Origin of the sequence: Serratia sp. MMO-28, from assembly GCF_037199905.1 — a bacterium.
GTDB lineage: Bacteria > Pseudomonadota > Gammaproteobacteria > Enterobacterales > Enterobacteriaceae > Chania > Chania oryzae.
In genome coordinates, this window is the sequence record NZ_JBBCVB010000001.1 from 329,666 (window position 1) to 344,751 (window position 15,086).

At 53.4% G+C, this 15,086-nt stretch carries 13 protein-coding genes; 7 read left to right on the top strand and 6 right to left on the bottom strand.

Features of this window, described 5'->3' with window-relative positions; genetic code table 11:
* The first annotated feature begins 17 nt into the window (after positions 1–17).
* Positions 18–2,384: a penicillin-binding protein 1C gene (pbpC, locus tag WG891_RS01455; protein ID WP_337261320.1), complete on the top strand. Its 2,367-nt coding sequence runs from the start codon at positions 18–20 to the stop codon at positions 2,382–2,384.
* Positions 2,385–2,437: 53 nt separating this feature from the next.
* Here pbpC and WG891_RS01460 read toward each other — a convergent pair whose 3' ends face one another.
* Positions 2,438–3,724, bottom strand: a complete 1,287-nt coding sequence (locus tag WG891_RS01460; RefSeq protein ID WP_337261321.1) for an alpha/beta fold hydrolase — start codon at positions 3,722–3,724, stop codon at positions 2,438–2,440.
* A 526-nt stretch (positions 3,725–4,250) separates the two neighbouring features.
* Here WG891_RS01460 and WG891_RS01465 point away from each other — a divergent pair.
* From WG891_RS01465 to WG891_RS01475, 3 genes are read left to right on the top strand one after another with little or no spacing between them, the layout of a single operon-like run.
* Complete coding sequence (locus WG891_RS01465) at positions 4,251–4,664, top strand: Exc2 family lipoprotein (RefSeq protein WP_337261322.1); 414 nt, start codon at positions 4,251–4,253, stop codon at positions 4,662–4,664.
* Positions 4,665–4,667: 3 nt separating this feature from the next.
* Positions 4,668–5,435 (top strand): tRNA pseudouridine(65) synthase TruC, encoded by a 768-nt coding sequence (gene truC, locus WG891_RS01470; protein ID WP_337261323.1) that lies wholly within the window; start codon positions 4,668–4,670, stop codon positions 5,433–5,435.
* 48 nt (positions 5,436–5,483) lie between these two features.
* On the top strand, positions 5,484–5,933 hold the full coding sequence (locus WG891_RS01475) for a flavodoxin (protein WP_337261324.1): 450 nt from the start codon (positions 5,484–5,486) through the stop codon (positions 5,931–5,933).
* Positions 5,934–5,974: 41 nt separating this feature from the next.
* Here WG891_RS01475 and WG891_RS01480 read toward each other — a convergent pair whose 3' ends face one another.
* From WG891_RS01480 to map, 5 genes are all read right to left on the bottom strand, one after another.
* Positions 5,975–6,709, bottom strand: a complete 735-nt coding sequence (locus WG891_RS01480) for a 6-phosphogluconolactonase (protein WP_337261325.1) — start codon at positions 6,707–6,709, stop codon at positions 5,975–5,977.
* Positions 6,710–6,927: 218 nt separating this feature from the next.
* Positions 6,928–7,317, bottom strand: coding sequence for a DUF3461 family protein (locus WG891_RS01485; protein ID WP_037403741.1), 390 nt, complete (start codon positions 7,315–7,317; stop codon positions 6,928–6,930).
* Positions 7,318–7,503: 186 nt separating this feature from the next.
* The gene (gene dapD, locus WG891_RS01490) at positions 7,504–8,328 is read right to left on the bottom strand and encodes a 2,3,4,5-tetrahydropyridine-2,6-dicarboxylate N-succinyltransferase (RefSeq protein ID WP_076943691.1); all 825 of its coding nucleotides are present in this window, start codon (positions 8,326–8,328) and stop codon (positions 7,504–7,506) included.
* Positions 8,329–8,568: 240 nt separating this feature from the next.
* Positions 8,569–11,196 (bottom strand): bifunctional uridylyltransferase/uridylyl-removing protein GlnD, encoded by a 2,628-nt coding sequence (glnD, locus tag WG891_RS01495; RefSeq protein ID WP_443006009.1) that lies wholly within the window; start codon positions 11,194–11,196, stop codon positions 8,569–8,571.
* Positions 11,197–11,306: 110 nt separating this feature from the next.
* Positions 11,307–12,104, bottom strand: a complete 798-nt coding sequence (gene map, locus WG891_RS01500; RefSeq protein ID WP_337261327.1) for a type I methionyl aminopeptidase — start codon at positions 12,102–12,104, stop codon at positions 11,307–11,309.
* A 356-nt stretch (positions 12,105–12,460) separates the two neighbouring features.
* Here map and rpsB point away from each other — a divergent pair, with 356 nt between their 5' ends.
* The 3 genes from rpsB to pyrH all read left to right on the top strand — a co-directional run bounded on the left by rpsB (position 12,461) and on the right by pyrH (position 15,030).
* Positions 12,461–13,186 (top strand): 30S ribosomal protein S2, encoded by a 726-nt coding sequence (rpsB, locus tag WG891_RS01505; RefSeq protein ID WP_037403746.1) that lies wholly within the window; start codon positions 12,461–12,463, stop codon positions 13,184–13,186.
* A gap of 118 nt (positions 13,187–13,304) precedes the next feature.
* Positions 13,305–14,156: a translation elongation factor Ts gene (tsf, locus tag WG891_RS01510; protein ID WP_337261328.1), complete on the top strand. Its 852-nt coding sequence runs from the start codon at positions 13,305–13,307 to the stop codon at positions 14,154–14,156.
* Between the two features lie 148 nt (positions 14,157–14,304).
* Complete coding sequence (gene pyrH, locus WG891_RS01515; RefSeq protein ID WP_337261329.1) at positions 14,305–15,030, top strand: UMP kinase; 726 nt, start codon at positions 14,305–14,307, stop codon at positions 15,028–15,030.
* Positions 15,031–15,086: the final 56 nt, after the last annotated feature.

A 15,086-nucleotide genomic window follows, 5' to 3' on the forward strand; every position in this document is an offset into this window, starting at 1 on the left:
AGGGGGCTGAGTGGTAAATGAAAATCCTTCCTGATTTCTCAGCGGCAGTTAAACGCGGGTTGCAGAATATTTTGATGGCGATCGTGCTGTTGGCGCTGCTGTTCCTTGGCATGCGGCTCTGGCCGCACCCGCCGCTTTCCCAAGGTGTGCCTCTCTCTTCGGTGTATTACGATCGCCAGGGTGTGCTGATGCGTATCACGCTGGCGAATGACGATCGCTACCGTTTGTGGACACCGTTGGAGCAGATCTCTCCGCTGGCAGTGCGTGGCATTTTGCTGCATGAAGATCGCTGGTTCTATTACAACCCTGGTTTTAACCCCGTCAGCCTGGTGCGTGGTTTCTGGCGCAGCTATGTGGCCGGGGGCAAAATGCAGGGGGGCTCAACCATCACCATGCAACTGGCGCGAATGCATTGGCATCTGAATACCCGCACACCGAGCGGTAAATTGATGCAGATAGTGCGCGCCGTGCAGTTAGAGCTCAGCTACTCCAAGCTCGATATTTTGGAAGCCTATCTGAATTATGCCCCTTATGGCCGCAATATTGAAAGCATCGGTGCCGCCAGCCTGATTTACTTTGCCAAGGCACCACAAGACCTGACGTTACCGGAAGCGCTGACGCTCTCCGTTTTGCCACAGTCGCCCAGTTACCGCGTTGACCCGAAAACCGGCGTGCTGGGCAGTGCCCTAACGCAGGCACGTAATCGCCTGTTCCAGCGCTGGCAGGGGATTTATGCCACCGACAGCAGTCAGCAAGCCTTGTTCCAGTTGCCATTCGCGCTGCGCCAACCGGAGCAGATGCCATATATTGCTCCGCATTTTATTGAACAACTGCGCCAACAGAATCAGCAACTGGTTCAGCGCAATACCCGTATCGACACCACGTTGGATACGGGCCTACAGCGGTTGATTGAAAAGCAGGTGAGCGCGTTCATTGCCCGTAATCAGAGCCGGGGGATCCATAACGCCTCGGTATTGCTGGTGGATAGCCGCGACATGGGGGTGCGCGCGCTGGTGGGGTCTGGCGATTATTACAACCCTGAGATCCAGGGACAGGTGAACGGCACCAACGCCAAGCGCTCGCCGGGCTCCACGCTTAAGCCGTTTATTTATGCGCTGGGTATTGAACAGGGGGTATTGCACCCGATGACCATTCTGAAAGACGTGCCTTCGTCATTTGGTGCTTATGCACCGGAGAACTTTGATCGGCGCTTTCTGGGGCCGGTCACCGCGACGGATGCGCTGAATTTCAGCCGCAATATTCCAGCGGTGTATGTGGCTTCGCAGCTGCGGCAGCCGACGTTCTATCAGTTTTTACGTTTGTCCGGTGTGGCTAACATGGCCAGTGAGAACCACTACGGGCTGTCGCTGGTGTTGGGCGGTGGCGAAGTCACTTCACAAGAACTGGCAAAATTGTATGCGTTATTGGCAAATCGTGGCGTACTGCGCCCGTTACGAATGCAGAAAAGTGATGTTTCCCCCCAACCGGTGCGGCTGCTGAGTGAAGAGGCCAGTTTTATTACTTTGGATATGCTAAGGCAGCACCGCCGGCCAGGTGATACGCTGGCGCAGCGTTCTTCTTCGCTGCCGGTTTATTGGAAAACCGGCACCTCCTGGGGATTTCGTGACGCCTGGAGCGTAGGTGTTTTCGGGCCTTACGTGCTGGTGGTCTGGGAGGGGAATTTTGACGGCAAAGGCAACAACGTGTTTGTCGGCGCTGACGCCGCCGCCCCGCTGTTTTTCAATATTATCGACAGTGTGACGGCCAGCTACCCAGCGTTGCAGGAGCCGAAATACCCGCTGCCAAAACAGCTTAAGCGGGTGGATATCTGTTTGGCCAGCGGTAATTTGCCTACGCCGTGGTGTCAGCAAAAAGGGAAAACCTGGTTTATCCCCGGCAAGTCACCGATTAAGGTAGATACGGTGTATCGCCCGGTAGTGTTGGACAACCAAAGCGGTGAAGTGGCTTGCCCGCCCTATGATGAAACACAAACCCATACCGAGGTGTTTGAGTTCTGGCCTTCCGATCTGGCAAACGTATTCGCGCAGGCAGGTTTACCAAAACGCGCTCCTCCGGTGAACCGCTGTAAGGATAACGGCGTTGCCGTCAGCGGCAATCCACCGCGCATTACTTCACCGCTGAAAAATACCACCTATACCTTACGGCAGTCGCAACAGGGGCGCGACAAAATCGCTTTTAATGCCGTGACCGATGCCGACAGTAAAACGGTGTACTGGTTTGTGGATGATATTTATCTTGGCAGCAGCGCCAGCAAAACCGCAATCGACTGGCGCCCGATCAATAACGGTCAGTATCGCATCAGGGCGGTGGACGAGCGTGGGCGGGCGGATAGCCGGATGATAACGATTGAACTGGTGAACTGACCGGGGCAGCGCAAGAGAAATCACTACTACGGCATCCCTCTTGCGCGCTAGCGCTATATGCAGAGCACGCCAGCTTTCTGCGCCATGCTTTGCAGGTGCCCAAACACATTGCCGACACGCAAACCGTTGTGCTCATATTCATTGGTGATCCAGGGGGTCAGATTCCCCACTTGCTGCGCGGTTTCCAGCGACAGCCGCACATCGACATACATATCGCTGAAGTACACGGCAGCGAATACCGGTACCTGATTTTCGAGCAAGCGTTTGCTGTTATACAGTGGTGACCAGACCCGGCGTTCGGCCAATAGCTTGACGGCACCGTTGAAAGGGCGCAGTGCTGCGATGTCGGTAAACATCCACGGGTAGATCATCTCACCGGTCAGATAGAGAGGCCGACGATCTTCAGAGAAGGCATAAAAATTATGCCGCAGGCGCTGTGCCGCCCAATTGGTGGCCTTATCTTGTGCGTAGATACTTTCATGCAGCACGGCAAACAGCGGATTTTCCGCATAGCTGGTGAGTGTCATGACCTGTGACAGGAAAGTATCGCTGAACTGCCCGTCGGGATTAAAGGCCTCGTCGAACAGCCACAACAGCCGCTCATAACCTTCGCTCATGCCAAGATCGATGCCTAGGCTCTGCAAGCGCTTAACGGTCAGGCGATCGCCATCGGGCAGCAAGACTTCCTGTTGTTCAAGCCGATCGGCGATGCGGCCTACCAGTTCTTCAAGGTGTGGATAGCGCTGATAGAAAATCCGGTTTTTCGCCACCACCTGCGGATAGGTATGTGCATAAACCTCATCGGCATCCGGCTGCAGGCTGGCAAGGCCACCGGTCATAAAACAGGTGTGCAATCCTTCAGGTGCCTGGGAAAGGTAAGTCAAGGTAATAAAGCCGCCGTAACTTTGCCCAAGCGTGCTCCAGGGGCGATCGCCAAAGCAGTTTTTACGCAGATATTCTGCATCAGCCACAATCGAATCTGCCCGGAAGCAGGAGAGATAATCGGCTGCCTGCACGTCAGTGAGCCCGGCGATACTCTTGCCTTCAATCCGGCTGCTGCGCCCGGTTCCGCGCTGATCGAGCAAGATCACGCGGTAGGTTTTCAGCGCTTCGGCGATCCAACTGCTGCGCGCGGTGGGGCGGGGGCCTTTCCCACCAGGGCCCCCCTGGAGAAACAGCAGGCAGGGTAGCTGTTCTTCACGACGTGTAGGATCCACCAATTCGCGAGCAAAAACCTCAATGGTGCGTGTATCCTGGTTGTCGAACCATTTTAACGGGACTTGGATGATATGTTCCCGCACCCAAATCGCAGGTAGCAAATATTCTCGTTCAACAGTCATGTTATCTCCTTCCCTATATCTATCCTTTTCTCACTTTTCAGTCGTTTTACACTGCAAACGGTGTTTCACGAAGAGGATGTCGGCTTGCGTTATCTCATTGGTTCAACATGCTCTTTTGCCGGTAGCAATCAGGGTAGAAACTGCAGAGGCTTTTTTTTGAAACCACTGATATGCCTGACCGAAAAGTCAGTTTTACTCGGTTTGCAACATGTTTGGTTTTACCTACAGGTGGGAACAGGGTTTTATCAAACGGCTATGAACATGAAGTATGAACATAACTCGCGAAGATGGATCTGTGCTAGTAGGTTAATGCGATGTAAAACGATCGCCATCACAATATTGATGAATCAGCCTTTTTACTGCCGTAGGTAAACAGGATAGAGCCTGTGTGATGGGGTGACATAAAACGGCCATTGGTCATCACCGTTATTGTTTCGTGGTTACTCTCTTTATAAGATAAACTACTCACTGTGAATGACGATTTTTCAATAAGTTAAATAGCTACTTACTATTTCAAGGAAGTGTTATGGCATTTACTGTACTTCGTACTCTGGCTTTGTTGAGTGCTCTATTTCTGAGCGCCTGTTCCAGCCCGCAGAGTAGCCCTGAGCGCCATGCCAAGCGTGCTGTTTATCAGTTGGATCAGGCACATTTTGATCCCAATACGCGTATGCATATTTCAGACTCGATCAAACGGGCTATACCCTTCTTTGAGCAATTCTATCAGGCAGGAAAAGCCGATCGCGCAAAGGGGCTTACACGCCAGCAGGCGGAGCAACAAGAGGCATACTTTCGCAGCGCTGAATTCCTGCAGGAATCGGAACAGAAAAGTACATTTATGAACCACCTGTATTCGGCAGACAACCCGCAGAAACAGCGTCAGATTTTGCTGAATGCGGCCATTGCTGCCTACTGGGATGGTTACGAAGGCAGGACTTAATCTATGATGGTTTTGTATCAGGATGAACACCTGATTGCGGTAAACAAACCTGCGGGCTGGTTGGTGCATCGCAGTTGGTTGGATCGCCATGAAACGCAGTTTGTGATGCAAACCGTGCGCGATCAGATTGGCCAGCATGTGTTTACTGTACATCGCCTCGATCGCCCGACTTCTGGCGTATTGCTGATGGCGCTGTCCAGCGACGTTGCGCGCATGTTGTCACAACAGTTTGAACGGCATGAAGTACAGAAAACCTACCATGCGGTGGTGCGGGGCTATGTGCTGGAGGGGGGGACGATCGATTATGCGCTGACGGAAGAGCTGGACAAACTGGCAGATAAGCATGCCGATCCAGATAAAGGTCCAAAACCGGCGGTGAGCCATTACCGGCCTTTGGCGACGGTGGAAATGCCGGTGGCGATTGGCCGCTATGCCACTTCGCGCTACAGCCTGGTTGAACTGAAGCCGGAAACCGGCCGTAAGCATCAGTTGCGCCGTCATATGGTGCATATCCGCCATCCCATTATTGGGGATACCACCCATGGCGATCTGCGCCAGAACCGCGGTATGGCGCAGCACTTTGCCTGTCCGCGCCTGATGCTCCACGCCAGTCATCTGCAGCTCCAGCATCCTGTCACGGGGGAACAGTTGCATATTTCCGCCCCTTGGGACGCAACCTGGCAAGGTTTGATGTCACAGTTTGGCTGGCTCGGCGTTATCCCTGAGCTTGCTGGGGTTGAGTTTCCTATGGCTAACCCTCAGGATAACTGAGCGTTTTTTAAAGCCTATTCAAAAGAAATCGTCAAAGGAGCAGGAGCTATGGCTCAGGTTGGTATTTTTGTAGGAACCATCTACGGTAATTCATTGCTGGTAGCGGAAGAAGCGGAAAACATCCTTAAAGAGCAGGGGCATGAGGTCAAGCTGTTTGAAGAGGGGACGTTGGAAGCTTGGCAGCTTTATCGCCAGCATTACGTATTGGTGGTGACTTCTACCACTGGGCAAGGTGACCTGCCAGACAGCATTGCGCCGCTGTTTCACGCCTTGCGCGATCGGGTCGGTTATCAGCCAGACCTGCATTATGGATTGATTGCGCTTGGTGATAGCAGTTACGACCATTTCTGCGGTGCCGGGCGTGCTTTTGATGCACTGCTGCAGGAGCAGGGGGCAACGCGGGTGGGGGGTGTTTTGGAGATCGATGCGCAGGAGCAACCAGAACCGGAAGTTGCATCTTGTCCTTGGGTCGAACAGTGGGGTTTGTTACTGAAATAGTAAACCCCAGGCCAGTTTGCCGCCGTGTTGCTCTGCGCCGATTAGCGCAGGTGATTTTCATTAAGTAACTGGGCTGCATCGAAATCGGCAAACAGGGTGCATGCCGGGTGCAAACGCAGTATCGAGGCCGGTAGATCCTCCGTCAGAGGTCCTTCCAGCGCCTGTTTGAGGATTAGCGCTTTTTTCTCTCCGCTGACCAGCAGCAGGATATTCTTGGCTTGCATGATGGTTTTGATCCCGAAAGAGAAATACGCGTCAGGCACTAATTCTTTGGCACCAACTTCGTTTGCCAGCGCGGCGATCAAAGCCGGGTTGTTACGATCAACGCTGATTCGGCGTGCTTCGCTGTCAAACGGGGTGCCGGGCAGGTTAGCGGCGATGTGCCCATCGCGGCCAAGTCCCAGAATCAGTAAATCTATGCCTCCATCCGCTTCTATCTGCCGGTCCGATTGAGCATAATTGCTGCCGTTTAGTGCATGGATCCGCTCATCAGGCACCCCGGCTGGGGCGAACAGATGGCGTTGTAAGTGGTGATAAATGGCACCTTTATCGTTCTCAAACGGATGAAAGGGCACTTCGTCCTGCGTGTAGTAATGCACATGGTGGTATTGCGGGTTATCGCGCAGATGTGGGGTTAATGATTGATACAACGCCAAGGGAGTTGATCCACCGGTTGGGGCAAAGTTAAAGCGTGAGCGTTCTCGCATGGCCTGTAAAATGTCATTGACCGCCTGCGTGGTAAGTAACTCTTGGTTGGGGAATAATTCAATTCTCATCTGTTTTCCTAGTCTGACTTCTATTATCGGGTTTACGGGGCAAAAAAAAACCTAACCCCTTAACTGCTCCCCAAGCTAACGCGCGGGAAACGTTAAAGAGTTAGGTTTTGCCTGCTGAGCAGTAACAATCCTATCGTGATGACAGCTTAACCCTACCACACCGGGAGCGGTCAAAATGTGAACTCAGTAACAGGCGGGTCAATGTTCTGCCACCGAGGTTATTTACCGCGCGTCAGTTTCTCCAGATCGGATTCAATCTCGGCAATCTTGTGGGAAACCACGTTTTCCAGATGGCGCAGGTCATCAAGAATTTTACGTTTCAAATCCACTTCTATCTGATCGCGTTGGCATAGCTGATCCAATTCGTCGATCACGTAACGCAGATTCGGGTTAATTTCATGAATTTCTTTGTAACCCTGACCAGCATTGTCTGCTACCACGGTCTTGCGCTGACGCGGATATTTGAACTTAACGCTTTTGGCAAAGAACTCGCCTTTATCTTTGCGGAAGTAAATCTTGAGAATGTCGTTGTTGGCCTCCTGACGCAGGCTATAACGATCGACATCTTCCGGTTGATTGATGCCTAAGCTTTTCAGGTTGTCATACATAATCGCGCCACCTTTTAATGGGTTTTACACCGGTTTTATTTCAATCTGCAGCGTTGTCAGCTGCAAATTCAATACTGTAAGGGGTATTCCACTGTCAGAGATTATGGCGAAAACCGCCGCCAGAGACTGTGACGGTTCGCGTATTGAAGGCAAAAAAATAGCGGGTGACTCACCCGCTATTCAATATTAGTCGATGGTGCGCAATAACTCATTAATCCCGACTTTACCGCGCGTTTTGGCGTCGACTTTTTTCACGATCACCGCGCAGTAGAGGCTATATGAGCCGTCTTTGGAAGGCAGGTTGCCGGAAACCACCACTGAACCCGCCGGGACGCGGCCATAATGCACTTCACCGGTTTCACGGTCATAGATGCGGGTGCTTTGGCCGAGATAAACGCCCATGGAGATCACCGAACCTTCTTCCACGATCACCCCTTCCACCACTTCGGAGCGCGCACCGATGAAGCAGTTGTCTTCGATGATGGTTGGGTTAGCCTGCAATGGTTCCAGCACGCCACCGATGCCGACGCCGCCGGACAGGTGAACGTTTTTACCGATTTGCGCGCAAGATCCCACGGTGGCCCAGGTATCAACCATGGTGCCTTCATCTACGTAGGCACCGATGTTGACGTAAGACGGCATCAGCACGGTATTACGAGCGATAAACGCGCCCTGACGGACGGTGGCCGGTGGCACCACGCGGAAGCCTTCTTTCTGGAAGCGTGCTTCGTCGTAATTGGCGAATTTCATTGGCACTTTGTCGTAGTAACGGGTTTCAGCACCGTCCATCACCTGGTTGTCGTTGATGCGGAAAGAAAGCAGCACGGCTTTTTTCAGCCACTGGTGGGTGACCCATTGACCGTCGATCTTCTCGGCAACGCGCAGAGCGCCGCTGTCCAGCAAGGCGATCACTTGGTTTACCGCTTCACGCGTTACGGTGTCTACGTTGGCCGGGGTGATATCTGCGCGGCGTTCGAAGGCGCTTTCAATAACGTTCTGTAATTGCTGCATGCTGTTCTCTGTCCTGGTTTTAGTTACGAAAGGTTACTTGTATACCCTAAATAATTCGAGTTGCAGGACAAAAACGCAATGCGTTTTTGAACAGCACTGGTGCTGGCCCCAAAGGGGCGAGGCTCAGACTTGGGCCGAGTAATGCGGCAAGCGAGCGAATCCCTAGGAGCCTACTTAGGTAGGTGACTAGGGTGAGCTCGCGTAGCCAACACACCTGCAACTTGAAGTATGCCGGGTATATCACATTTTATCGTTTGGATTGAGTGCCTCTGTCAACCGTTGTTCCAACTTTCTGCGTGTTTCTGGATTCAGAGCACGCCGATCGCTGTCGGCTAAAATAAACAAGTCCTCCACCCGTTCGCCGATGGTGGAAATGCGTGCGCCGTGCAGCGAAAGCCCAAGCGCGGCAAACACTTCACCGACCCGCGCCAGCAGGCCGGGTTGATCGAGAGCGATCAATTCCAGATAGCTGCGGCGATCGGTGTGGGTCGGCAGGAAATTGACCTCGGTCGGTACGCTGAAATGACGCAGCTTGGAAGAAGGGCGGCGTGCGCGCGGTGGTTGATATTCCCGCTGGGTGATCGCCTGCTCCAGCGCATGGCGGATCGCGGCATGACGATCCTGTGCCAGCGGGCTGCCGTCTGGCTCCAGCACGATAAAGGTGTCCATGGCGATCCCATCGCGGTTGGTGAAGATCTGGGCGTCATGCACGCTGAGGTTGCGCCGATCGAGTTCACCGACCACGGCGGCAAACAGGTAAGGGCGATCCGGGCTCCAGATAAAGATCTCGGTACCGCCACGCGTTGCCTGGCGGCTGACCAGCACCAACGGCTTGGTTGAATCATGCACCAGCAGGTGACGGGCATGCCACGCCAACTGATTCGGTGAATGGCGCAGGAAGTAATCGGCGCGGCAACGGCTCCAGATATGGTGCAGTGCCTCTTCATTGATATTGTCCATACGCAGCAACGCCAGCGCTTGCAGGCGGTGATGGCGCACACGTTCGCGCAGATCCGGGCTGTTCTGCATGCCGCGACGCAACTGTTTTTCAGTCGCGAAGTACAGTTCGCGCAATAGGCTCTGCTTCCAACTGTTCCACAGGGTTTCGTTGGTGGCGCAGATATCTGCGACCGTCAGGCACACCAGATAGCGCAGACGAGTCTCGCTCTGCACTTCGCTGCTGAACTGCTGGATAACGTTAGGATCTTGGATATCGCGCCGTTGAGCGGTAACGGACATCAGCAGGTGGCAGCGCACCAACCAGGCAACCAACTGCGTTTCGCGCGAGTTCAGACCGTGCAGCTCCGCAAATTCCAGTGCGTCCTGCGCGCCAAGAATGGAGTGATCGCCCCCGCGCCCTTTGGCGATATCGTGAAAGAGCGCTGCCAACAACAGCAACTCAGGGTGTGGCAAGCGTGGATATAACTCCACGCACAGCGGATGGCGCGGGCGCGTTTCCTCATCGGCGAAGCTTTCCAGCTTTTGCAGGACGCGCACGGTGTGTTCGTCAACGGTGTAAGCATGGAACAGGTCAAACTGCATCTGCCCGACGATGTTGCCCCACTGCGGCATATAAGCCCAGAGCACGCTGTGGCGATGCATTGGCACCAGAGCGCGCGAAACTGCGCCAGGATGGCGCAGAATGGCCATGAACAGATCGCGGGCTTCAGGAATATTGCACAGCGGCTGTTCCAGGTGGCGGCGTGCGTGGCGTAACTGGCGCACCGTGGTGGAGTAAATACCCCTGATTTCGCGGTTACGCACCATCAGGTAGAACATGCGCATGATGGCTTCCGGCTGGCGCATAAACAGCGTTTCATCGCGTAGATCGATCAGATCGCCGCGCAGTTGGAAATCGTCATTCAGCGGGCGTGGTTTTTCTGTGGCATCCAGCGCCAGAATCGCTTCATCAAACAACTGCAATAACATGTGGTTGAGTTCGCTGACGCGGCGCGTCATGCGGTAGAAATCTTTCATCATGTGCTCTACCGGCTCATTACCTTCACCCTGATAGCGCAGCAATTGGGCGACGTTGAGCTGGCGATCAAACAGCAGGCGGTTGTCGTAGCGCGGCAGCACCAGGTGTAGCGCAAAACGGATGCGCCACAGAAAGCTCTGGCACTCTTTCAGTTCATTGCGCTCGGCCTGCGTCAGGAAGCCGAAACCGACCATTTCATCCAAGGAGGTGGCACCGAAGTGACGCCGGGCCACCCACAGCAAAGTGTGAATATCGCGCAGGCCGCCAGGGCTGCTCTTGATATCGGGTTCCAGGTTGTAGCTGGTGCCATGATAACGCTGGTGGCGCTCCTGTTGTTCCAGCACTTTGGCGTGGAAAAATTCTGGCGATGGCCAGAAACCGTCGCTGAAAATGTGTTTCTGCATTTGCAGGAACAGGGCGACGTCACCGCAAATCATGCGTGATTCGATCAGGTTAGTGGCGACGGTCAGATCGGCCAGCCCTTCCAGCAGGCACTCTTCCAGCGTACGTACGCTGTGGCCGACTTCCAGTTTCAGATCCCACAAGAGAGTAATGAACTCGCCGATGCGGGTGGCCTGTTCATCGCTCAGGCGCTGCTGGCTAAGCACCAGCACGTCGATATCGGAAAGCGGGTGCAGCTCGCCGCGGCCATAACCACCGACGGCAACCAGCGCGGTTTCCGGGATCGCGGTAAAACCGTAGAACTCCCACAAGCGGCGCAGCAGCCGATCGATGAACTCACTGCGGGCAGCCACCAGGCTTTCAGCGCTGGAACCGGCATTGAAGGCCGTGGCCAGCCATTGCTGGAACTGTTCCAGGCGTTGTTTGAGTGCCACGCAGTTGAGCTCTTCATCGCCATAGGCGTTAGGAGACTCAGGCTGCTTTGGCATGGCCTGTGACGGAATGACCGATGTGTCGAATTCACGATGGTTTTCAGACATGATGTGCAGCCCATAAAAAAAGCCGGCATCAGCCGGCTTGTGACCAGAAACAGCAGTGCTTACTGCTGTTCGTGCGTAATGATGTTGGGGATGGTGTCATCCTTGCGCAACGTCATTATCTCGCAGCCGTTATCAGTGACCACAATAGTATGCTCATACTGTGCCGACAAGCTGCGATCTTTGGTTTTTACCGTCCAACCGTCCTTCATGGTGCGGATACGGAAATCACCGGCATTCACCATGGGTTCGATGGTGAAGGCCATACCGGCTTGCAGCACTACGCCGCCGTCATCAGCATCGTAATGCAGTACCTGGGGTTCTTCGTGGAAGACTTCACCAATACCATGGCCGCAATATTCGCGCACGACGGAAAATCTCTCGGCCTCGACATACTGCTGGATGGCTTTACCCAAAGTACGCAGGCGGATACCCGGTTTGACCATTTTCAACGCCAGATAAAGGCTTTCCTGCGTAACGCGGCACAGGCGCTCACCCAGAATCGTGGGGGTGCCGACGATAAACATTTTGGAAGTATCGCCGTGGAAACCGTCTTTGATCACGGTGACGTCGATGTTGACGATATCGCCATCTTTCAACACTTTCTCGTCACTCGGGATACCGTGGCACACCACTTCATTCACCGAGATACAGACGGATTTCGGGAAGCCGTGATAACCCAGGCAGGCTGAAATGGCCTGCTGTTCGTTGGTGATGTAGTCGTGACAGATTCTATCCAGTTCGCCGGTGGTCACGCCAGGTTTGACGTGAGGCTCAATGATCTCCAGCACTTCAGCGGCCAGGCGGCCAGCAACGCGCATTTTCTGGATATCATCAGGTGTTTTAATTGAGATTGCCATCAAGTTAGTCCGCAGGTGTCGTTATTATCGACAGTATGTAAGAAAGAAGGGCATTGACTTATGGTATCAGCCCGGCCAGAGGCTGCCAAATTTGATTTCGAAACGGCGGTACAGATGCAACAAATGTTGGTGTCGGGGGCCGGTTTATGGTATAAAGCGCGCCGGCAGATCCGTACTTCATCCTTACAAGTTGTGCGGAAATGGCCGAAATACTTTAACTGCACTCACATTGTGTAAATAACACACACGTATCGACACATCCGCCGGGGTGCCTTGAGATGGCTTAGGCCATTGTCCGGGTCGGCGTTATGGGATACGTGGAGGCATAACCCCAATCAATCTATAGAGGTTTAATCATGGCAACTGTTTCCATGCGCGACATGCTCCAGGCTGGTGTACACTTTGGTCACCAGACCCGTTACTGGAACCCGAAAATGAAGCCTTTCATCTTCGGCGCTCGTAACAAGGTTCACATCATCAACCTGGAAAAAACTGTACCAATGGCCAACGCAGCATTGGCTGAACTGACCAAGATCTCTTCCCGTAAAGGTAAGATCCTGTTCGTTGGTACCAAGCGCGCAGCAAGCGAAGCGGTAAAAGAATATGCCAACAGCTGCGATCAGTTCTTCGTGAACCATCGCTGGTTGGGCGGCATGCTGACTAACTGGAAAACCGTTCGTCAGTCAATCAAACGTTTGAAAGATCTGGAAATCCAGTCCCAAGACGGCACCTTTGACAAGCTGACCAAGAAAGAAGCGCTGATGCGTACTCGTGAATTGGAAAAGCTGGAAAACTCACTGGGTGGTATCAAGGACATGGGTGGTCTGCCAGACGCTCTGTTTGTTATCGATGCCGATCACGAACACATCGCGATCAAAGAAGCCAACAACCTGGGTATCCCGGTATTCTCTATCGTTGATACCAACTCCGATCCAGACGGCGTTGACTTCATTATCCCTGGTAACGACGATGCAATCCGTGCAATCAAATTGTACCTGACTGCTGTTGCTACCGCCGTCCGTGAAGGTCGTTCTCAAGATCTGGCCGTTCAGGCGGAAGAAAGCTTCGTAGAAGCTGAATAATAAGGTCGAGCCCTTATTAACCAGGTATTGACATATGTTGGTTAGGGGGGCCTTTAAAGGCCCCCTTTGCTTATCTGAATGAGAACTGTCTCCACGTGAGATAACCGAGGAAAAAGAAATGGCTGATATTACCGCTGCCCTGGTAAAAGAACTGCGTGAACGTACTGCCGCAGGTATGATGGAATGTAAGAAGGCGCTGGTTGAATCTAACGGCGACATCGAGCTGGCTATCGAAAACATGCGTAAGTCTGGTGCGATCAAAGCAGCGAAAAAAGCAGGCAACGTAGCTGCTGACGGCGTGATCAAAACCAAGATCGAAGGCAACTACGGTGTGATCCTGGAAGTTAACTGCCAGACCGACTTCGTCGCTAAAGATGCTGGTTTCCAGGCGTTTGCCAACAAAGTGCTGGATGCAGCTGTTGCTGGCAAAATCACTGATGTTGATGTTCTGAAAGCGCAGTTCGAAGAAGAGCGCGTAGCGCTGGTGGCAAAAATTGGTGAGAACATCAATATTCGCCGCGTAGCTGCTCTGGAAGGCGATGTGCTGGGTAGCTACCTGCACGGCGCGCGCATCGGTGTATTGGTGGCGGCTAAAGGCGCGGACGAAGAGCTGGTTAAACAGCTGGCGATGCACGTTGCGGCGAGCAAGCCTGAGTTCGTCAAGCCTGAAGATGTGTCTGCTGAAGTGGTAGAAAAAGAGTACCAGGTTCAGTTAGACATCGCCATGCAGTCTGGCAAGCCGAAAGAAATCGCAGAGAAAATGGTTGAAGGCCGCATGAAGAAATTCACCGGTGAAGTGTCTCTGACCGGTCAACCTTTCGTGATGGACCCAGCTAAAACCGTTGCTCAACTGTTGAAAGAGCACGGTGCTGAAGTGATTAACTTCATCCGCTTTGAAGTGGGTGAGGGTATTGAGAAAGTTGAAACCGATTTCGCTGCTGAAGTTGCAGCAATGAGCAAACAGTCTTAATGCCTGTTAATGGAGCCGCCGTCAGGCGGTTCCATTTTATCCAGCCAGAGATAATCCGATGGCGGGCCTGGTGCGGCTATACTCAGCACAGGTACAACGTATCGGCCCAAACCCCCAATACTATTACTGCTTCTTAGGACAGAACACCATGGCAACCAATGCAAAACCCGTTTATCAGCGTATCCTGCTCAAACTGAGCGGCGAAGCCCTGCAAGGTGCAGAAGGCTTTGGGATCGACGCTAGCGTTTTGGATCGCATGGCTCAGGAAGTAAAAGAGCTGGTCGAGCTGGGCATTCAGGTCGGTGTAGTTATTGGCGGTGGTAACCTTTTCCGCGGTGCGGGCCTGGCACAAGCCGGCATGAACCGCGTAGTGGGCGACCACATGGGAATGCTGGCGACCGTGATGAACGGCCTGGCTATGCGTGATGCACTGCACCGCGCCTATGTGAACGCCCGTCTGATGTCCGCAATCCCACTGAACGGTGTGTGTGACAACTACAGTTGGGCTGAGGCGATCAGCCTGCTGCGTAATAACCGTGTAGTGATTTTCTCAGCCGGTACCGGCAATCCGTTCTTCACCACCGATTCTGCCGCCTGCCTGCGTGGGATCGAAATTGAAGCCGATGTGGTATTGAAAGCGACTAAAGTGGATGGTGTATACTCCGCTGATCCGGTGAAAAATCCGGATGCAACGCTGTACGAACAGTTAACCTATCAAGACGTGCTGGAACGCGAATTAAAAGTGATGGATCTGGCCGCATTTACGCTGGCGCGCGACCATGGCTTGCCTATCCGCGTATTCAACATGAATAAGCCGGGCGCACTGCGCCGTGTAGTGATGGGTGAGAACGAAGGCACGCTGATCACCAAATAAAGGGTGGTTAGTCAAATTTAGCGGGGCGGATAACGCGGGGCGTTGGCCGTTCCTTG

What these genes read in the sequence shown, in the direction of transcription:
- tsf (WP_337261328.1), top strand. Translation starts at nt 13,305, where the DNA reads ATGGCTGATATTACCGCTGCCCTGGTAAAAGAACTGCGTGAACGTACT.
- glnD (WP_443006009.1), bottom strand. Translation starts at nt 11,196, where the DNA reads ATGCCAAAGCAGCCTGAGTCTCCTAACGCCTATGGCGATGAAGAGCTC.
- WG891_RS01465 (WP_337261322.1), top strand. Translation starts at nt 4,251, where the DNA reads ATGGCATTTACTGTACTTCGTACTCTGGCTTTGTTGAGTGCTCTATTT.
- WG891_RS01485 (WP_037403741.1), bottom strand. Translation starts at nt 7,317, where the DNA reads ATGTATGACAACCTGAAAAGCTTAGGCATCAATCAACCGGAAGATGTC.
- map (WP_337261327.1), bottom strand. Translation starts at nt 12,104, where the DNA reads ATGGCAATCTCAATTAAAACACCTGATGATATCCAGAAAATGCGCGTT.
- WG891_RS01460 (WP_337261321.1), bottom strand. Translation starts at nt 3,724, where the DNA reads ATGACTGTTGAACGAGAATATTTGCTACCTGCGATTTGGGTGCGGGAA.
- WG891_RS01480 (WP_337261325.1), bottom strand. Translation starts at nt 6,709, where the DNA reads ATGAGAATTGAATTATTCCCCAACCAAGAGTTACTTACCACGCAGGCG.
- WG891_RS01475 (WP_337261324.1), top strand. Translation starts at nt 5,484, where the DNA reads ATGGCTCAGGTTGGTATTTTTGTAGGAACCATCTACGGTAATTCATTG.
- pyrH (WP_337261329.1), top strand. Translation starts at nt 14,305, where the DNA reads ATGGCAACCAATGCAAAACCCGTTTATCAGCGTATCCTGCTCAAACTG.
- dapD (WP_076943691.1), bottom strand. Translation starts at nt 8,328, where the DNA reads ATGCAGCAATTACAGAACGTTATTGAAAGCGCCTTCGAACGCCGCGCA.
- pbpC (WP_337261320.1), top strand. Translation starts at nt 18, where the DNA reads ATGAAAATCCTTCCTGATTTCTCAGCGGCAGTTAAACGCGGGTTGCAG.
- truC (WP_337261323.1), top strand. Translation starts at nt 4,668, where the DNA reads ATGATGGTTTTGTATCAGGATGAACACCTGATTGCGGTAAACAAACCT.
- rpsB (WP_037403746.1), top strand. Translation starts at nt 12,461, where the DNA reads ATGGCAACTGTTTCCATGCGCGACATGCTCCAGGCTGGTGTACACTTT.